The sequence below is a fragment of the Variovorax sp. YR750 genome, from assembly GCF_900109805.1.
Lineage (GTDB): Bacteria > Pseudomonadota > Gammaproteobacteria > Burkholderiales > Burkholderiaceae_C > Variovorax > Variovorax gossypii.
This window is the reverse complement of record NZ_FOBJ01000002.1, coordinates 387,295-404,557: the sequence shown is the minus strand read 5'-3', so window position 1 is coordinate 404,557 and position 17,263 is coordinate 387,295. Positions and strand designations below refer to the sequence as shown.

General features: G+C 67.6%; 17 protein-coding genes. 11 read left to right on the top strand and 6 right to left on the bottom strand.

What is annotated here, in order from left to right; genetic code table 11:
* Positions 1-45: 45 nt before the first annotated feature.
* Together BMY35_RS05435 and BMY35_RS05430 are read right to left on the bottom strand one after the other, a co-directional pair.
* Positions 46-936, bottom strand: a complete 891-nt coding sequence (locus BMY35_RS05435; RefSeq protein WP_093195976.1) for an RNA polymerase sigma-70 factor — start codon at positions 934-936, stop codon at positions 46-48.
* Between the two features lie 93 nt (positions 937-1,029).
* Positions 1,030-1,887: a ferritin family protein gene (locus tag BMY35_RS05430; RefSeq protein ID WP_093195975.1), complete on the bottom strand. Its 858-nt coding sequence runs from the start codon at positions 1,885-1,887 to the stop codon at positions 1,030-1,032.
* A 128-nt stretch (positions 1,888-2,015) separates the two neighbouring features.
* On the opposite strand from BMY35_RS05430, the gene BMY35_RS05425 reads away from it, so the two are divergent.
* The 4 genes from BMY35_RS05425 to BMY35_RS05410 all read left to right on the top strand — a co-directional run bounded on the left by BMY35_RS05425 (position 2,016) and on the right by BMY35_RS05410 (position 6,293).
* The gene (locus tag BMY35_RS05425; protein WP_093195974.1) at positions 2,016-2,636 is read left to right on the top strand and encodes a glutathione peroxidase; all 621 of its coding nucleotides are present in this window, start codon (positions 2,016-2,018) and stop codon (positions 2,634-2,636) included.
* A 287-nt stretch (positions 2,637-2,923) separates the two neighbouring features.
* Positions 2,924-4,270 (top strand): NAD(P)/FAD-dependent oxidoreductase, encoded by a 1,347-nt coding sequence (locus tag BMY35_RS05420; RefSeq protein WP_093195973.1) that lies wholly within the window; start codon positions 2,924-2,926, stop codon positions 4,268-4,270.
* A complete protein-coding gene (locus BMY35_RS05415; RefSeq protein WP_093195972.1) occupies positions 4,267-5,076 on the top strand; it encodes a DUF1365 domain-containing protein in 810 nt (269 codons plus the stop codon). Before BMY35_RS05420 ends, BMY35_RS05415 begins: the two co-directional genes overlap by 4 nt.
* Positions 5,073-6,293 carry an SAM-dependent methyltransferase gene (locus tag BMY35_RS05410; RefSeq protein WP_093195971.1) on the top strand — a complete coding sequence of 407 codons (1,221 nt, stop codon included), beginning with the start codon at positions 5,073-5,075 and terminating at the stop codon, positions 6,291-6,293. Before BMY35_RS05415 ends, BMY35_RS05410 begins: the two co-directional genes overlap by 4 nt.
* A gap of 35 nt (positions 6,294-6,328) precedes the next feature.
* Here the strand turns inward: BMY35_RS05410 and BMY35_RS05405 are convergent, their stop codons facing one another.
* A complete protein-coding gene (locus BMY35_RS05405; RefSeq protein ID WP_093195970.1) occupies positions 6,329-6,940 on the bottom strand; it encodes a glutathione S-transferase N-terminal domain-containing protein in 612 nt (203 codons plus the stop codon).
* A gap of 129 nt (positions 6,941-7,069) precedes the next feature.
* Between BMY35_RS05405 and purB the strand changes: the two genes are divergently transcribed.
* From purB to BMY35_RS05385, 4 genes are all read left to right on the top strand, one after another.
* The gene (purB, locus tag BMY35_RS05400) at positions 7,070-8,449 is read left to right on the top strand and encodes an adenylosuccinate lyase (protein ID WP_093195969.1); all 1,380 of its coding nucleotides are present in this window, start codon (positions 7,070-7,072) and stop codon (positions 8,447-8,449) included.
* 131 nt (positions 8,450-8,580) lie between these two features.
* Positions 8,581-9,717: a PepSY-associated TM helix domain-containing protein gene (locus tag BMY35_RS05395; RefSeq protein ID WP_093195968.1), complete on the top strand. Its 1,137-nt coding sequence runs from the start codon at positions 8,581-8,583 to the stop codon at positions 9,715-9,717.
* A gap of 95 nt (positions 9,718-9,812) precedes the next feature.
* Positions 9,813-11,948, top strand: coding sequence for a TonB-dependent receptor family protein (locus tag BMY35_RS05390; RefSeq protein ID WP_177213577.1), 2,136 nt, complete (start codon positions 9,813-9,815; stop codon positions 11,946-11,948).
* 50 nt (positions 11,949-11,998) lie between these two features.
* Positions 11,999-12,559 carry a YaeQ family protein gene (locus BMY35_RS05385; protein ID WP_093195966.1) on the top strand — a complete coding sequence of 187 codons (561 nt, stop codon included), beginning with the start codon at positions 11,999-12,001 and terminating at the stop codon, positions 12,557-12,559.
* 20 nt (positions 12,560-12,579) lie between these two features.
* Here the strand turns inward: BMY35_RS05385 and BMY35_RS05380 are convergent, their stop codons facing one another.
* Both BMY35_RS05380 and BMY35_RS05375 read right to left on the bottom strand, forming a co-directional pair.
* Entirely contained in the window at positions 12,580-12,885 is a 306-nt protein-coding gene (locus tag BMY35_RS05380) for a putative signal transducing protein (RefSeq protein WP_093195965.1), read from the bottom strand.
* Positions 12,886-12,887: 2 nt separating this feature from the next.
* Complete coding sequence (locus BMY35_RS05375) at positions 12,888-13,370, bottom strand: DUF3717 domain-containing protein (RefSeq protein ID WP_093195964.1); 483 nt, start codon at positions 13,368-13,370, stop codon at positions 12,888-12,890.
* Positions 13,371-13,864: 494 nt separating this feature from the next.
* Between BMY35_RS05375 and BMY35_RS05370 the strand changes: the two genes are divergently transcribed.
* From BMY35_RS05370 to BMY35_RS05360, 3 genes are all read left to right on the top strand, one after another.
* Entirely contained in the window at positions 13,865-14,614 is a 750-nt protein-coding gene (locus BMY35_RS05370; protein WP_093195963.1) for a TerC family protein, read from the top strand.
* A 79-nt stretch (positions 14,615-14,693) separates the two neighbouring features.
* Positions 14,694-15,158, top strand: a complete 465-nt coding sequence (locus BMY35_RS05365; RefSeq protein ID WP_093195962.1) for a hypothetical protein — start codon at positions 14,694-14,696, stop codon at positions 15,156-15,158.
* Between the two features lie 96 nt (positions 15,159-15,254).
* On the top strand, positions 15,255-15,611 hold the full coding sequence (locus BMY35_RS05360; protein ID WP_093196182.1) for a phage holin family protein: 357 nt from the start codon (positions 15,255-15,257) through the stop codon (positions 15,609-15,611).
* A gap of 38 nt (positions 15,612-15,649) precedes the next feature.
* Here the strand turns inward: BMY35_RS05360 and BMY35_RS05355 are convergent, their stop codons facing one another.
* Positions 15,650-17,215 carry a M48 family metalloprotease gene (locus tag BMY35_RS05355; RefSeq protein WP_093195961.1) on the bottom strand — a complete coding sequence of 522 codons (1,566 nt, stop codon included), beginning with the start codon at positions 17,213-17,215 and terminating at the stop codon, positions 15,650-15,652.
* Positions 17,216-17,263: the final 48 nt, after the last annotated feature.

The following is a 17,263-nucleotide window of genomic DNA, read 5'->3' as shown; positions in this document are numbered from 1 at the left end:
CACTGAAGACGGGCGAGCCGGTCGCCCTGTGACACGCCGCGCGAACTATTTCGAGGAAAAGAGCTGCGCGATGCGTGCGAGCTTGTCGGGATTGCGCTGCGCGCGGATGCGCACGATGCGGTCGCTCTCGATCTCGAAGGTCTGGGCCGACTCGAGTTCGCCGTCGAGAAAGCGCAGCATGCCGGGCTCGCCGTTGATGTCGACGAGCTCCATGCGCACGGCCGGACCCATGCGGCGCCACAGCGAGTAGTACAGCTGCGCGAGGCGCTGGCTGCCGCGCAGGATCTTGCTGAAGGTCTGCACCTTGCCGCCGCCGTCGCCGATGAGCTCGACGTCCTCGGACATGAGCGCCTTCAGCTCCTGCAGGCTGCCGCGCGCGGCGGCGTCGGCGAAGGCGCGCAGCAGGCGCTCGTGGGTCTCGCGCGGCACGCTGAAGCGCGGGCGCCCTTCCTGCACCTGGAGCTTGGCGCGGTGCACGAGCTGGCGGCAGGCGGCCTCGGTCTTGCCGAGGGTGAGGGCGATTTCGTCGTAGTCGGCGTCGAACACCTCGCGCAGCAGGAAGGCGGCGCGCGCCTCGGGCGCGAGACGCTCCAGCACGGCGAGGAAGGCGACGGAGATGTTGTCGGCGCGCTCGAGCAGCTGCTCGGGCGTCGCGGGCGAATCGGGCGCGCCGGTGAGCGTGGGCTCGGGCATCCAGGCGCCGATGTAGTGCTCGCGCTGGATCTTGGCGGCACGCAGCCGGTCGATCGACAGGCGCGTGACCACGGTCACGAGCCAGGCTTCGGCGCTGTCGAGGGTGTCCTTCGCGGCCTCATGCCAGCGCAGCCAGGCGTCCTGCACGACCTCCTCGGCCTCGGCCATGGAGCCGAGCATGCGGTAGGCGATGCCCTGCAGGCGAGGGCGGTGGCGGTCGAAGGTGAGGGTTGCGTCGTCCATACGGGCCAGACGGCTGGCGTCCCCGGTTTGTGACATGGATTCTGCAAAAAAAACGCCCCGGCATGCGGGGCGTTTTTTTGTGTGCTCTCGGGCTCAGGCGCCCTGGTATTCGGGCTTGGGGCCGAGGGTGGCCGCCAGTTCCTTGCGGTAGCGGTTCAGCTCCTGGACCGTCTTGAAGCTGCGGTTCATCAGCAGGCTCAGGTTGTGCAGGATGCGCTCGCCGACCTTGGTTTCCCAGACGGCGTCGAACTTGATCTGCTTGTCGAGCCAGTGCTCGAGCCAGTCGGGGTCGGGCATGCGGCTCTGGACGGTGTCGCGCGGGAAGTGCGCCTTGCTGACGTGCAGGTTGGTCGGATGCAGGGCCTGCGCCGTGCGGCGGGCGCTGGCCATCAGGACGCCGACCTTGGTGAAGGCGGCACGGGCCTCGTCGCCGAACTTTTCCATTGCACGCTTCATGTAGCGCAGGTAGGCGCCGCCGTGGCGGGCTTCGTCCTGGCTCAGCGTGGTGTAGATGTGCTTGATGACCGGCTCGGTGTGCCACTGGGCGGCACGGCGGTACCAGTGGTTGAGGCGGATCTCGCCGCAGAAATGCAGCATGAGGGTTTCGAGCGGCGGAGCCGGGTCGAAGTCGAAGCGCACTTCGTGCAGCTCTTCTTCCGTGGGCGCGTGCTTGGGGCTGAAGCGCTTCAGGTACTCCATGAGCACCAGCGAGTGCTTCTGCTCCTCGAAGAACCAGATCGACATGAAAGCGGAAAAGTCGCTATCGTGGCGGTTGTCGCGCAGGAACATCTCGGTAGCCGGCAGTGCCGCCCACTCGGTGATGGCATTCATCTTGATGGTCTGCGCCTGCTCTTCCGACAGCAAGGAAGCGTCGAACGACTGCCAGGGAATGTCCTTGTCCATGTCCCAGCGGACGGATTCGAGTTGTCTGAAGAGTTCCGGATAGAGCATCTATATCTTTCTAAGGCCGTCGATTTTAGTCGGCCCGTTTGGCGCGCCCGTGACAGACGCGCGATGATGCGGATACGCGCGCCCTTGCGGCATGGATGCGCACCCCCTTTTTGAATCAGGAGCCCGCGATGCGAACCCCCTTCCGATTGTCGACGCTGTGGCGCTGCGCCCCTGCAGTTTCCCTCGTGGCGAGCCTCGTTTCGGCCCTTCCGGCGCACGCCCAGACGGCGGCCGCCGCGCCTGCCCCGGCGGAGGCCGCAGGATGCCCGGCGATCCTGCAACACACCTTCCCGAGGCTGCAGGATGAAAAACCCCAGTCTCTGTGCCAGTACTCCGGCAAGGTCGTTCTGGTGGTGAATACGGCCAGCTTCTGCGGCTTCACCCCGCAGTACAAGGGCCTGGAGTCGCTGGACATGAAGTACCGCTCGCGCGGGCTCGTGGTGCTGGGCTTCCCGTCGAACGATTTCGCCCAGGAATCGGGCTCCAACAAGGAGATCGCCGAGTTCTGCGAAAGCACCTTCGGGGTGAAATTCCCGATGTTCGCCAAGTCCTCGGTGCGCGGCACCGATGCCAATCCGCTCTTCAAGCAGCTCGCGCAGGCCTCGGGCACCACCCCGAAATGGAATTTCTACAAATACCTGATCGGGCGCGACGGCAAGGTCGTGCAGGCGTGGTCGAGCATGACGGCGCCCGACGAGAACGGTTTCGTGAGCGTCATCGAGAAGCAGCTCGGAGCAAATCAAAACTGATCAGTTCACAAGAAAACGCATCGGTAATATTATTCACCGATGCGTCTAACCCATTGTGAACTCGGCGACACAAACGTTTACGAAACGGACGGGAACCGTGCCGCGGATGCAGCGCTCCTAATTCGCGTGGGCAGTAAGTGCCCTACGGTTTTCATGTTGCGAGGTCTTCCGGGCGCCTGCCGTCCGGTCGAAATCCCGAGGCGATTCTTCTCCTCCTCCCTCCCTCCCTCCTTCGCGTCGGGGCGCCTCGCAGCATTTTTGTATTCCAGCCGGGACGAGGGTTCGCGATGACGCGGCCTCCTCGCATCGCCATCGTCGGCGCCGGCATCTCGGGACTGGCCGCGGCGCACTCGCTGCGCGATGCGGCCTCCATCACTCTCTTCGAAGCCAGTGACTACTTCGGCGGCCACGCTCATACGGCAACGATCGAGCTTCCGCGCTCGTCCGCCGATGCCACTTCGGTCGCCCATGGCGTCGACACCGGCTTCCTGGTCTACAACGACCGCACCTATCCCAACCTGATCCGGCTCTTCGCCGAACTCGGCGTCGAGACGGCCCCGTCCGACATGTCGTTCTCGGTGCAGGCCACCCGCGCCAACGGCAGCCGACTGGAGTGGAGCGGCAACAACCTCGGCACCGTGTTCGCGCAGCGGCGCAACCTCGTCGACGGCCGCTTCCTGGGCATGCTGGCCGACCTGCTGCGCTTCAACCGCCTGACCACGCGCATCGCCGAAGCCGGCACCGAGGGCGAACTGGCCCAGCCGCTGGGCGAGTTCCTCGACGCGCACCGCTTCGGCACGGCATTCCGCGATTGGTACTTCCTGCCCATGATGGGCTGCATCTGGAGCTGCTCCACCACGCGGATGCTGAGGTTCCCGGTGGCGACCATGATCCGCTTCTGCCACAACCACGGCCTGCTCCAGGTCGCCGACCGGCCGCAGTGGCGCACCGTGCGCGGCGGCTCGCGGCACTACGTCGAAAAAATCGTCGCCGGCCTGCCCGACAAGCGCCTGAACACCCGCGTGCGCCGCATCACCCGGGACGGCGGCGAAGTCCTGGTGGCCACCGACGCCGGCACCGAGCGCTTCGACCACGTGGTGCTGGCCACGCACTCCGACCAGTCTCTCGCCATGCTGGCCGACGCGAGCCCCGCCGAAGCCGCCGTGCTCGACGCCATCCGCTACCAGGCCAACCGGGCCGTGCTCCACACCGACGCCTCGGTGCTGCCGCGCAACCGCGCGGCCTGGGCCGCCTGGAACTACGAGCGCGCGGCCGCCGGCGAGCTCGAGTCGGGCCGCGTCTGCCTGCACTACCTGCTGAACAAGCTGCAGCCGCTGCCGTGGGAACAGCCGGTGGTCGTCTCGCTGAATCCGGTTCGGGAGATCGCGCGTAGTCAGGTCATGGCCGAATACGACTACGACCACCCGGTGCTCGACCTCGCCGCGATCCGCGCGCAGGCCCAGGTGCCAGCCCTGCAGGGCCTGCGCAACACCTGGTTCGCGGGCGCGTGGATGGGCTACGGCTTCCACGAGGACGGCCTGAAGGCCGGCCTGGCCGTGGCCGAGGGCCTGCGGGCGCGGCTGTCGTCCGCCGGCGAGGGCAACACGACAGCTGAAGCAAGGCTGGCGGCATGACCCCCGCGCAGGCCGTACCGCTGATGGGCTTCGGCGAAGTCCGCCACACGCGCCTGCGCCCGGCACGCAATGCCTTCGTCTACCCGACCTACTTCCTGATGCTGCCGATGCGCACCCTGCGCGCCGGGGGCAGCAGGACGCTCGCGCTCAACCGCGCGGCAGCCATTTCCTTCCACGATGTCGATCACGGCGACGGCCGGCCGCCCGAACGCGGCGGCGCGCTGGCCTGGCTCGACGAGCTGCTGGCCGCCCACGGAATCGACGACGCCGGCGGCGAAGCCTGGCTGCACTGCTACCCGCGCGTGTTCGGCTACACCTTCAAGCCCGTGAGCTTCTGGTACTGCCACACGCCCGAGGGCGCCCTGCGGGCGATCGTGGTCGAGGTCAACAACACCTTCGGCGAGCGCCACTGCTACCTGCTGGACCGCCCCGCGTACGGCGCCGAACTCCGCGCGACCAAGGCCTTCCACGTCTCGCCCTTCTGCCGCGTCGACGGCAGCTACCGCTTCCGCTTCTTCGTCGACTCCGGCCTCGCGCGCACCGTGGTGCGCATCGACCACGACGACGCCGACGGCCCGCTGCTGCAGACCAGCGTGAGCGGCGAACTCGGCCCGATGACCGCCGCCAGCACGAGGCGCGCCCTCTGGCGCTACCCGGCGATGACCTTCGGGCTGATCGCGCGCATCCACTGGCAGGCCGCGAAGCTGTGGCTCAAGCGCGTGCCCTTCGTCGCCAAGCCGGCGGCACCTGTCCACTTCGTGTCGCGAGACAACCACCCCCAGCAGCAGCAGCAGGCGAACCCATGACGAGCACCACCACCGCCTCCCGCTTCTCGCTGCCCCAGGACGCGCCGGCCGCCGCGCGAACCGTGCTCGGCCTGCTGCAGCGGCTGTCCTACGGTTCGCTCACGGTGCGCCTGCCCGACGACTCGGTGCGGCACTTCGGCGCCACGCCGGGCAGCGGCCCGACGGCCTCGCTCACGCTGCGCAACTGGAACGCCTGCCGGGCCGCGCTCAAGTCGGGCGACATCGGCTTCGCCGAGAGCTACATCGCCGGCGACTGGACCACGCCCAACCTCACCGAGCTGATCAAGGTGTTCATCGCCAACCGCCGCGCCATCGAGGACATGATGTACGGCAGCTGGCTCGGCCGCCTGCTGTACCGCGTGCGGCATCTCATGAACCGCAACAGCAGGTCCGGCAGCTCGCGCAACATCCACGCGCACTACGACCTGGGCAACGCGTTCTACCGGCTGTGGCTCGACGAGACGATGAACTATTCGTCGGCCTGGTTCGAGGGCGACCTGTCGAAGCCCATGCCCGAGGCGCAACGCGCCAAGGTGCGCCGCGCGCTGCAGTTGGCGGACGTGAAGCCCGGCGACCGCGTGCTCGAGATCGGCTGCGGCTGGGGCGCGCTCGCCGAGATGGCGGCGACCGACTTCGGCGCCTCGGTGACGGGCGTGACGCTGTCCACCGAGCAGCTCGCCTACGCCCGCGAGCGCACCGCCAGGCTGGCGGCCGACCTGCGCCTGCAGGACTACCGCGACATCGACGACGCGCCCTTCGACGCGATCTGCTCCATCGAGATGGTGGAAGCCGTGGGCCGCGAGTACTGGCCGACCTATTTCCGGACCGTGAGCCGCCTGCTCAAGCCGGGCGGCCGGGCCTGCGTGCAGAGCATCGTGATCGACGACGCGCTGTTCGACCGCTACATCGACTCGACCGACTTCATCCAGCAGTACATCTTCCCGGGCGGCTGCCTGCCCTGTCCGCGCGAGTTCCGCCGCGAGGCCGAGGCCGCGGGGCTGGAGGTGGTGGACGAATTCGCCTTCGGCGCCGACTACGCCGAGACGCTGCGCCGCTGGCGCGAGAGCTTCCTCGGGCAGCGAGGCCGCATCCTGCAGCAGGGCTTCGACGAGCGCTTCATGCGCATCTGGGAGTTCTACCTGGCCTACTGCGAGGCGGCGTTCTCGCAAGCGAACATCGACGTGGTGCAGTACACGCTGCGCAGGCGCCAGGCCTGAGCGGAAAAGAAAAAGGCGCCGAGGGCGCCTTTTCATCAGGGCTTGGTGTCGATGAAGCTGGGCCGCAGCATCAGCTTGTCGTACAGCTTCGCGAGGTTGGCGTGGTCGCCGCGCCAGTCGATCTCGGGAAAGCGCAGGTCCAGCCAGCCCAGCGTGCAGCCCACCGCGATGTCCGACAGGCTCAGGTGGATGCCGCTGCAGAAGGGCTTGTCGCCCAGGCCCTTGGACATGGCGGCGACGCCGTCCTCGACCTTGGCGCGCTGGCGCTCGATCCAGGCGGCGCTGCGCTCGCCGTCGCTGCGGCCGGACCAGGTGGCTTCGAGGCGCCAGAGCACGCCGGCGTCCATGACGCCGTCGGCCAGCGCCTCCCAGGTCTTGACCTCGGCGCGCTCGCGGCCCTGCTGCGGAATCAGCTTGCCGACCGGCGACAGGGTGTCCAGGTATTCGACGATCACGCGGGAGTCGAACATCGCCTCGCCGCCTTCCATGATCAGGCAGGGGACCTTGCCCAGCGGATTGGAGTTGGAGATGGTGGTGTCGGCAGCCCAGACGTCTTCGATCACGAACTGGTAATCGAGCCGCTTCTCGGCCAGCACCACGCGCACCTTGCGCACGTAGGGGCTGGCGGCGGATCCGATCAGTTTCATGAAGGCTCTCTCCCTATGCATTGATGACGTTTGTTAATAGTCATTTTAGGTGAACGGGAAAACCGGGCCCGAATCGCCCCCAAAGCACGATGCCTGCCCCACGGGCCGGCGGCCGCCTAAAATTCGGGCATGAGCTTTTCCACCGTTTCCGCCCTTTCCCCCCTTGATGGCCGCTACGCGGCCAAACTCGCGGCACTGCGTCCGCTGATGAGCGAACAGGGCTATATGCACCGGCGCGTGCAAGTCGAGGTGGCGTGGTTCATTGCGCTGTCCGACTGCGGCTTCGCCGAATTCAAGCCCCTCACCGGCGGCGCCCGCAAGTACCTGCTGGGCCTGGTGTCGCACTTCTCCGAGGCCGACGCGCTGGCCATCAAGGAGATCGAGAAGACCACCAACCACGACGTGAAGGCGGTCGAGTACTGGATCAAGTCGAAGTTCGAGGCCCGTCCCGAACTGCTCGCGGCCGCCGAGTTCGTGCACTTCGCCTGCACCAGCGAGGACATCAACAACACCAGCCACGCCCTGCAGATCCAGGCCGCGCGCGACAAGGTGGTGCTGCCGGCCATCGACGGCCTGATCGCCAAGCTGCGCGAGATGGCGCACCAGTTCGCCAACGTGTCGATGCTCTCGCGCACGCACGGCCAGACCGCCAGCCCGACCACCGTCGGCAAGGAAATCGCCAACGTGACGGTGCGCCTGTCGAAGGCCCGCGAGCAGATCGCCGCGGTGCTGCTGCTGGGCAAGATGAACGGCGCGGTCGGCAACTACAACGCTCACTTGGCCGCCTGGCCCGACTTCGACTGGGAAGCCTTCAGCCGCAAGGTCGTCGAGACGCCCGCGCCGCTGGGCCTGGGCCTGAGCTTCCAGCCCTACAGCATCCAGATCGAGCCGCACGACTACATGGCCGAGCTGTTCGACGCGGTGGCCCGCGCCAACACCATCCTCATCGACTTTTCGCGCGACATCTGGGGCTACGTGAGCCTGGGCTACTTCAAGCAGCGCCTGAAGAAGGGCGAGATCGGCTCCTCGACGATGCCGCACAAGGTCAACCCGATCGACTTCGAGAACGCCGAAGGCAACCTGGGCCTGGCCAACGCGGTGCTGCGCCACCTGAGCGAGAAGCTTCCCATCAGCCGCTGGCAGCGCGACCTGACCGACAGCACTGTGCTGCGCAACATCGGCGTGGCCTTCGGCTACGCCACGCTGGCCTATGCCAGCCTGGCCACCGGCCTGGGCAAGCTCGAGCTCAACGACGAAGCGCTGGCGGCCGACCTCGACGCCTCGTGGGAAGTGCTGGCCGAGCCGATCCAGACGGTGATGCGCCGCTACGGCGTGCAGGGCGCCTACGAGCAGCTCAAGGAAGTGACGCGCGGCAAGACCGTGACGGCCGAGGCGCTGCACGGGCTGATCCGCTCGCTGGAAATTCCCGAAGAGGAAAAGGCCCGCCTGCTGGCCATGACACCGGCCAGCTACGTGGGCAAGGCAGCAGAGCTCGCCAGTAGAATCTAGGCCTCCCATACCGATGCAACAGCCGCCTGAAGGCGGCTGTTTTGCGTCGGTGGTTATCTTTTTTCCAGCCAACGCCCGCCACGGGCGCCAGCCAACAACTCTTGTCGAGGGACTCGCCGTCCCCGTTGGTCATGCGCGCCCCTCTGAGACGCCTCTGGCTCAAGGTCCACCGCTGGATCGGCCTCACGCTCGGTCCGATCCTCGCCCTCACCGCGCTGCTCGGCGCCGTGCTGGTCGTGGCGCTGCCGCTCGACCGGGCCGCGCATCCGGCCTTCTTCGTCGCCCGTTCCGCGGGTGATGCGACCCGGGCCGCGCTGCCGCTGGAGCCGCTGCGCCAGCGCCTCGCCGCCGAATTCGGCCCCGACGCCAACTTCACGCTGCGTCCGCCACGCAAGCCCACCGACACGCTGTGGGTGCTGGTGCGCGGCAAGTGGGAAGGCACGCTCTACCTCGACCCCGCAACCGGCGCGGAACAGGGACGCCGCGGCACGCACGAGGGCGCCTACAACGTCCTGTTCGAACTGCACAGCAGCCTGCTGCTGGAAGACACCGGCAAGGGCGTGCTCGCCTTCGCCGCGCTCGCCTACCTGTTCCTGCTGGTCACGGGCATCGTGCTCTGGTGGCCGGTGCGCTGGCCGCCGTCGCTGCGCATCGTGCTGAACCGCGGCCTGCTGCGCGGGTTGTTCGATCTGCATCGCACCGGCGGCGCGGTGCTCGGGCTGCTGATCGCGGTGTCGGTGGCCACGGGCGCGTACATGGCTTGGCGACCGCTGGGCAACTTCATCTCGAGCGCCATGGGGCAGCAGCCCATCAAGCCGCCGGTGATCGCCAAGGGTGCCGCGACCGGCCCGCGCCTGCCGCTGGACGAACTCGTGGCCCGCGCGCAGCAGGCCTATCCGGGCCAGCCCATCGGCTACATCCAGGTGCCCGCCAAGACCAGCCGTCCGATGCGCGTGCGCTTCCGCCTGTCGGACGACCCGCATCCGAACGGCATCGGCTCGGTGTGGCTGAACCCGGTGACCGGCGAGGTGCTGGCCGCGCGCAAGTGGCAGGAGCTCGACGCCGGCAACGGCGCGGTGGCGGTGATCTATCCGCTGCACACCGGCGAACTCGGCGGCCCGCTGCATGAAGCAGTCACGGCGCTGCTGGGCCTTGCGCTCGCGGGCCTGGCCCTGAGCGGCGTCTGGCTCTGGTGGCGCCGGCGCGCCATGGCCGCAGCGGCCCGCGACAACGACAGCCGGCTTTCCAGCGGCACGACGATGCTTTGAGCGATTCCGCGCCGCGCCCGCACCCAGTTTCATCACCATCAGAAAACCCGTAGGAGGGATCTCTTTTGTTCACGCACAAACGCACAGCCATCGCGATGGCGCTGCTTCCCCTGAGCCTGCAGGGCTTCGCCGCCGAGGCCGAGCCCACGGCCGCCGATGCATCGAAGTCGCTCGAAACCATCACCGTCACCGGCGACTGGCTCGGCAGCCCCAGCGAAACCAAGGTGCTCGAGCACCCGGGCGCCCGCAGCATCATCGAGCGCAAGCAGATCCAGGAAAGCGGCTCGTCCAGCGTGCGCGACGTGCTGCGCCAGGTGCCCGGCGTGCAGGTGCAGGAGAGCAACGGCACCGGCGGCAGCGACATCTCGCTGAACGTGGGCGTGCGCGGCCTGACCTCGCGCCTGTCGCCGCGCTCCACCGTGCTGCTGGACGGCGTGCCGCTGGCCTACGCGCCCTACGGCCAGCCGCAGCTTTCGCTGGCGCCGCTGTCGCTGGGCAGCCTCGAGGCGGTCGACGTGGTGCGCGGCGCGGGCTCGGTGCGCTACGGCCCCCAGAACGTGGGCGGCATCATCAACTTCGTGACGCGCTCGATCCCGAAGCAGTTCTCGGGCGAGGTGAGCGTGGGAGTCGAAAGCGCCGGCCACGGCGGCGGCACCAAGACCACGCCCAGCCTGTTCATCGGCGGCACGAACGAGAACGGCCTGGGCCTGGCGCTGCTGTACTCCGGCACGCACGGCGACGGCTTCCGCCAGAGCAACGACCACACGAGCATCGACGACCTGATGCTCAAGGGCGCCTACCGCATCTCGAAGACCGACGACATCGCCGTCACGCTGCATCACTTCGAGGGCAAGGGCCGCATGCCCGGCGGCCTGACCACGGCGCAGTTCGCGGCCAACCCCTTCCAGTCGGACCGCCCCTTCGACGAGTTCACCGGCCGCCGCACCGACGGCTCGGTGAAGTACACGCACAACGACGGCGTGAACAAGTTCGAGATGCTGACCTACTACACGGACTCGTACCGCAGCAGTTTCCTCGAGCAGGAAGGCACCGGCGCCAACAACGGCAGGCGCCGCCTCACCTCCGCGCCGCGCAACTACAAGACCTTCGCGGTCGAGCCCCGCTACTCGCGCCTGATCGACTCGGGCAGCGTGGTGCAGGAAGCGAGCTTCGGCTACCGCTACCTGAAGGAAGAGGCATCGGAAGTCGCGACGCGCAGCGCCTACTACCAGCCACGCCCGGGCTTCAACGCCTTCGGCCTGGCCAACCCCGCGTACCAGACCAGCAAGGGCGGCACGACCGCACATGCTTTCTACATCGACGACCGCATCGACTTCGGCAACTGGACCATCACGCCCGGCGTGCGCCACGAATCGATCCGCTCGTTCAACGACGTCTACACCATCACGAACGGCCGGGCCACCAGCGCGATCTTTCCGAAGATCGACTCCGACGAGTGGCTGCCCACGCTGTCGGTCCTCTACCGCATGAGCGACCGCTGGTCGGTGTTCGCCAACGCCGGCGTGTCGTTCGGGCCGCAGCAGTACGCACAGCTCGCGCAGTCGACCACCGGCCTGCATCCCGAGAAGGCCAAGACCTACGAGATCGGCACGCACTACAAGGGCGAGGCCTGGAGCGGCGAGCTCACGCTGTTCAACATCAACTTCGACAAGGAGCTGCAGCTGGCGCGCTCCATCACCGGCGACGTCGGCCAGTGGACCGACCTGGGCGCGACGCGCCATCGCGGGCTGGAGTCGGCGCTGCGCTACGACCTCGGCACGCTGAGCGACTCGCTCAAGGGGCTGTCGGTGTCGGGCACCTACACGTACACGCAGGCGACCTCGAAGGCCGGCGCATTCGCCGGGCGCGACCTGCCCTTCTACTCGCGCCAGGTGGCGACGCTGGGCGCGCGCTACGAGCGCGGGCCGTGGACCTTCAACGCCGACATCTACGCGCAGTCGAAGCAGCGCTCGCCGGGTTCGCCGGACGACGGCGCCAGGTACGTCACGCTCGAAGACGCGACCGGCCGGCTCGGCGACATTCCCGGCTACGCCACGATGAACCTGCGCGCCGCCTACGACTTCGGGCCGTCGATGAGCAACCTGAAGGTCGCCGTGGGCGTCAAGAACCTGTTCGACCGCCGCTACTTCAACCGCTCGGTGGACAACAACGGCGGCAAGTACGTGGGGCAGCCGCGCACGGTCTACCTGCAGGCCTCGGTGGCGTTCTGATGGCCCGCCTGGAGCACGCGGGCAGGCGCGGGGCCTAAACTCGCGCACCCATGGCCCTCAAATCCACCATCTTCAAGGCCACCCTCGCGGTGGCCGACATCGACCACGGCTACTACGCCGACCACGCGCTGACCCTGGCGCGCCACCCCAGCGAGACCGACGAGCGGATGATGATCCGCCTCGTCGCGCTCGCGCTCAACGCACACCAACTGCAGGACGTGTGCAACGGCGACGGCACGCTGGCCTTCGGTGCAGGCCTGTCGAACGTCGAGGAGCCCGACGTGTGGCTTCGCGACTTCACGGGCGAGGTCAAGCTCTGGATCGAAGTCGGCCAGCCGGAAGACAAGCCCGTCATCAAGGCCTGCAACAAGGCCGACGAGGTGATCGTCTATGCCTTCAACCACGCGGCCGAGATCTGGTGGCGCGGTATCGAGAACAAGCTCACGCGGCCGCAGAACCTCAAGGTGTATCGCGTGCCGACGGCTGCCTCTCAAGCGCTGGCCGCGCTCGCGCAGCGCAGCATGCAGCTGCAGGCGACCATTCAGGAAAACACGCTGACTCTGGGCGACGGCGCGAACAGCGTCGACATCGAACCGCTGCGCTGGCGATGAGCTTCCGGCGCAGCTGAAGGCTAGACGGCCGGCATCATCCGGCCGCACTGCCAGCACTGCTCGAAGCCGCCCTCGACCTGCTCGCCGCACACGCAGCGCCAGCTGCGCTGCGGACGATGCTGCAGCTCGTGCAGCAGGCGCTTCGCAAGCTCGAACTGGGTCTCGTCGTCGATCCAGATCTCGGGCAGGCACTGGTCGGGCGGAAGCTGGCCCATCACCGCACCGAGGAACTCGCGCTGCACCGAAGCCGCCACGCCCTCTTCACGCAGGGCGTGCGCCCACACGGTCGCGATCGCGAGGTTGGGCGCTTGCGCGAGGCGGCGCATGGTCAGGGGGCCCAGTTCTTCTCGTCGTCGGGATCGAACTCGGGTTCGTCGGCCGATGGCGACGACGACGTGTCGCGCTCCGCCTCGCGTGCGCGCTCGGCATAGCGGTTGAAGCGCCAGGCCGAGTCTTCCATGGTGATGCGGCGCCATGTGGCGCGCTTCTCGACGGGCGACATGCCGGGCCAGAACTGCACCTCGTCGAAGCTGCGGCCGCAGCCCTTGCACTCGTCGTCGCCCTGGCTGGTGGAACAGATCGCGATGCAGGGCGTGTCGGGCGTGCTGTCGTACCAGGCCATCCAGGCGGCCCAGGCCTTGGACGGGAAGCCGACCTCGTCGACCTCGTCCTCGTGGTGGAAGACCATGAGCGCGTAGACCTCGGCCAGCGCCCGCAATTCGGGGCCCAGCGTGACGCCGTCGGGCGACGGCGTCTTCTCGCGCCAGTAGTTGATGGCGGCCTCTATGTCGGTGATGTGTATGGCGGCCATGGAGCGTGAAAAAACAGCGGACGGCGATCATAGTCCGGCAATGTCCCGAAGCGCCGAAGGGGCATCTTCGCTATGAAAACAAGAGCATCGCACCTTGTATCCATGGGCATTCCGAAGCGCTTCTCTTTAAATTTCTGAAAACTTTCGATTGCGCCGCCGAGAGCATCGATGCTCTAATCCGCGCACGAAGGGGAGTAGCTCCCGACCGCTGTCGTTCACGGCAGCGCGAATCGTCAGGTCGTCAATACGAAGCAAAACACTTCCGGCCTGCCGGGCAACGTACGCGCGTTTTCTTGCGCGCGCGCTGCCGAGCAAGACCTTCGATTTGAACCTGTGCAGGTTTGGTCGAAGCGTTCGCAAGCTCCCGGTATCACCCGGACTTCATTCCTCGCTTTCGACTCGCCCGCACAGGATGAATCGAAACGCATAGCCATGCGCCTTCCGTCGTCGTCCCCGAAGGGAGAGGCAGGGGCGCGAAGACAAAGAGGAAACCTATGGAAATGTTCATGGCCCCGGAGTTCTGGGTCGCAGTCGGTCAGATCATCATGATCGACATCCTGCTGGGCGGCGACAACGCCGTGGTGATCGCGCTGGCCTGCCGCAAGCTCCCGGCGCACCAGCGCACCCAAGGCATCCTGTGGGGTACCGCGGGCGCGATCGTGCTGCGCGTGATCCTGATCTTCTTCGCGCTGACCCTGCTGGCCATTCCGTTCCTGAAGCTGGTGGGCGCGATCCTGCTGGTGTGGATCGGCGTGAAGCTGCTGGCCCCCGAGCACGATGACGGCCACGGCAACATCAGCGGCAGCGACAAGCTGTGGGGTGCGGTCAAGACCGTGATCGTGGCCGACCTCGTGATGAGCGTCGACAACGTGATCGCCATCGCGGGCGCCGCCCAAGGTGCCGGCGACAGCCACCAGATGCCGCTCGTGATCTTCGGCCTGCTCGTGAGCATCCCGATCATCGTCTGGGGCAGCCAGCTGGTCATCAAGCTGATGGACCGCTTCCCGATGATCATCACCGCCGGCGGCATGCTGCTCGGCTGGATCGCCGGCACGATGGCCGTTTCCGACCCCGCCCTGGCGAACACCGCTGCCTGGACCTGGGTGCCGAAGCTGCCCCAGACCGACACGATCAAGTACGCGGCCGGCGTCATCGGTGCGCTGCTGGTGCTGGTGATCGGCAAGTGGGTGGCCGCACGCCACGCCCGCAGCAAGCCCGAAGAATCAGCGGTGACGACCGGCTGAGCGCCGTGAGTCGCTGCCCTGCCACGAACTTCCTGTCCAAACCAGTCTCTGTCACTCTAACTACCTGAAGGAGCACGCAATGGAAAAGATCATTCTTTACGTCGACGACGCCACCTATGCCTGCGAGCAGTTCGCCGAACTCGCGCCGGATGCGAACAGTGTCGTGGCGCGCCATTGGGTGCTCGTGGCCTGCGCTCCGCGCATGACGCATCGCATCAGCAAGTGGGTGAGCCACAGTGCGCGCGAGAACTGGCGCGCCAAGTGGTTCAGCAAGGTGCAGGCGCAGATGACGCCGCTGCTGGAGCGCAACGGCGGCCAGGTGACACCGGTGCTGGCCAAGGGCCCGCTGGCCGAACTCACCGCCCAGCTCAAGCGCGAGCATTCGGCCGTTCACGTGGTCGATGCACGCCGCCCGAAGATCGGCGTCGACCTGGAGCCGGTGACGCCGGACCAGACGCCGCCCCATCAGTCGGGCTGGGCCTTTCCCGGCGCAGTGATGGGCATGGGAGCGCTGCTGGTGCTGGCCAACGAGCTGGCCGAGTAAAACCGCAACCGCAGGAAGAAACTTCCCCGACGAGCCCCGGCGCGGCAACGCACCGGGGCTCGTTGTCTTTTGCGGGTGCTGGGGTATCCTGCCGCCATGCGCATCATCCTCAAATGGCTGCTCAGCGCCGTGGCGCTGCTGGCGGTGGCCTATCTCTACAGCGGTGTCCAGGTCAACAGCTTCGGCTCCGCGCTCATCGCGGCCGCAGTGATCGGCCTGCTCAACATGATCGTGCGGCCCGTGCTAGTGGTGCTGACGCTGCCGGTCACCATCGTCACGCTCGGGCTCTTCCTGTTCGTCATCAACGCGCTGCTGTTCTGGGCTGCCTCGGGGCTGCTGGGCGGCTTCCACGTGAACGGCTTCCTGGCCGCGCTGATCGGCTCGCTGCTGTACTCGCTGCTGGGGCTGCTGATCGAGTCCGCGCTGGGCGGGCTGCTTTCCTCCCGGCGCTGAGCATCAGTAGCAGCGGCAACTGCCGCTGCCGCCTGCTCCTACTTCAACGGCGGCTCCGCCGCCTGCTCCTTCACGAGCACTTCCACCGCTCGCGCCCGGGTGTCGATGATCGACGCCTCGTAGTGATCGACCACCCTGGACTGGCGAACGAGTTCCTGCGCCGCCTTGAAGCGGTCGCGCGCCGCCGGGTAGTCGAGGATCGCCACGTTCGCCTCGGCGTCGGCACGCACCGCGCGCAACGTGTCGTTCTGCGCGCCATAGAGGTTGCCGAGCGCGCGCCACACGGTCGCATCGCGCGGATTCGCGGCCACCCAGTCGCGCAGCACGGGAATCATCGGCGCGGGCTGGCGCATTGCGGTGGCAGCCTCGGCGGCGAGCAGCATCTCGGGCCGCTCCTTCGACTTGACGTCGAGCAGCGAAGCCGCCTTGGGCGCCCCGCCGGCGGCGAGCTCGATCTCCGCGTTCAGCCAGCGCGCCTGCTTCGCCGCGGCCGGATCGTCCGCCGTGCGCGCGGCCAGCCGCTCGACCAGCGCGCGCGCGGCCTTGTAGTCGCGCATCTCCTTCGCCGACAGCGCTGCCGCGTACAGCGTGCCGGCCTGCTGCGCCGGGGTGCTCTTCGCGAACTCGCCGCTGGAGGCGGCATCGATCCACAGCCGCAGCACGTCGACGCCCGGGCGCGTCAGCACGCGGGCGCGCGAGGCGATCATCGCGTGGTCCATCGCCAGCGGCAGCGGCGGCGCGGCGTCCATGCGGAACTGGAAGCGGCCCTGCATGTCGGAGATCCGCTCGGTCGTCAGCGGGTGGCTGCGCAGGTAAGGGTACGAGCCGTTGTCGTTGAGGCGCGAGGCGTATTGCAGCTTCTCGAACATCGCGGCCGCGCCCTGCGGCGCGAAGCCGGCCTGCGTCATCACGCCGAAGCCGATGCGATCGGCCTCGCGCTCCATGTCGCGCGAGAAGTTCAGCTGGTTCTGCGCGAACATCGCCTGGCTGCCCATGATCATGGCCTGGCCGGCGTCGCCGTTGCGGCTCTTGCTGGCGGCGATCATCCCCAGGATCAGGCCGGCGATCATCAGCGGCATCTGCTTGCCCTGGCGGGTCATGATGCGCGAGATGTGGCGCTGCGTGACGTGCGAGAGCTCGTGGCCAAGCACCGTCGCCAGTTCGTCGCGGCTGCCGACCGCGGCCACCAGGCCCAGGTTGAGCCCCAGGTAGCCGCCGGGCAGCGCGAAGGCATTGATGTTGCGGTCGCGGCCCAGCAGGATCGTCCAGGCGAAGCGCTCGTCGAGCTCCGGCGTGAGCTCGCCGCGCGCGCGGGCGGCGACCAGCAGGCGCTGCCAGATCTCCTGCACGTAGGCGGCGATCACGGGGTCGTCGATGTAGTCGGTGTCGCGGTACAGCTCGCGGGCGATCTGGTCGCCCAGATGGCGCTCGGCGCTGGCGGTCATCTCGCCGCCATCGCCCATGCCGGGAAGCACCTGCTGGATCTGCGCCAGCGCGGGTACCGGCATCAGCACCTGTGAAGCTATCAAAACGCTAGCGCATAACGCTCGCAGGGCGGGCGTTGGCTGGCTTCTGGAGTGGCGTTGGGGAGTCAAGCGCGGCATTCCTCGTCTGTGGCTCGGGCTCGTATGATGCACCTCCAACCTGATCGT

Bases quoted from the DNA above. Each gene is read 5' to 3' on its own strand.
- BMY35_RS05435 (WP_093195976.1), bottom strand. From the start codon at position 936: ATGGACGACGCAACCCTCACCTTCGACCGCCACCGCCCTCGCCTGCAG.
- BMY35_RS05430 (WP_093195975.1), bottom strand. From the start codon at position 1,887: ATGCTCTATCCGGAACTCTTCAGACAACTCGAATCCGTCCGCTGGGAC.
- BMY35_RS05425 (WP_093195974.1), top strand. From the start codon at position 2,016: ATGCGAACCCCCTTCCGATTGTCGACGCTGTGGCGCTGCGCCCCTGCA.
- BMY35_RS05420 (WP_093195973.1), top strand. From the start codon at position 2,924: ATGACGCGGCCTCCTCGCATCGCCATCGTCGGCGCCGGCATCTCGGGA.
- BMY35_RS05415 (WP_093195972.1), top strand. From the start codon at position 4,267: ATGACCCCCGCGCAGGCCGTACCGCTGATGGGCTTCGGCGAAGTCCGC.
- BMY35_RS05410 (WP_093195971.1), top strand. From the start codon at position 5,073: ATGACGAGCACCACCACCGCCTCCCGCTTCTCGCTGCCCCAGGACGCG.
- BMY35_RS05405 (WP_093195970.1), bottom strand. From the start codon at position 6,940: ATGAAACTGATCGGATCCGCCGCCAGCCCCTACGTGCGCAAGGTGCGC.
- purB (WP_093195969.1), top strand. From the start codon at position 7,070: ATGAGCTTTTCCACCGTTTCCGCCCTTTCCCCCCTTGATGGCCGCTAC.
- BMY35_RS05395 (WP_093195968.1), top strand. From the start codon at position 8,581: ATGCGCGCCCCTCTGAGACGCCTCTGGCTCAAGGTCCACCGCTGGATC.
- BMY35_RS05390 (WP_177213577.1), top strand. From the start codon at position 9,813: ATGGCGCTGCTTCCCCTGAGCCTGCAGGGCTTCGCCGCCGAGGCCGAG.
- BMY35_RS05385 (WP_093195966.1), top strand. From the start codon at position 11,999: ATGGCCCTCAAATCCACCATCTTCAAGGCCACCCTCGCGGTGGCCGAC.
- BMY35_RS05380 (WP_093195965.1), bottom strand. From the start codon at position 12,885: ATGCGCCGCCTCGCGCAAGCGCCCAACCTCGCGATCGCGACCGTGTGG.
- BMY35_RS05375 (WP_093195964.1), bottom strand. From the start codon at position 13,370: ATGGCCGCCATACACATCACCGACATAGAGGCCGCCATCAACTACTGG.
- BMY35_RS05370 (WP_093195963.1), top strand. From the start codon at position 13,865: ATGGAAATGTTCATGGCCCCGGAGTTCTGGGTCGCAGTCGGTCAGATC.
- BMY35_RS05365 (WP_093195962.1), top strand. From the start codon at position 14,694: ATGGAAAAGATCATTCTTTACGTCGACGACGCCACCTATGCCTGCGAG.
- BMY35_RS05360 (WP_093196182.1), top strand. From the start codon at position 15,255: ATGCGCATCATCCTCAAATGGCTGCTCAGCGCCGTGGCGCTGCTGGCG.
- BMY35_RS05355 (WP_093195961.1), bottom strand. From the start codon at position 17,215: ATGCCGCGCTTGACTCCCCAACGCCACTCCAGAAGCCAGCCAACGCCC.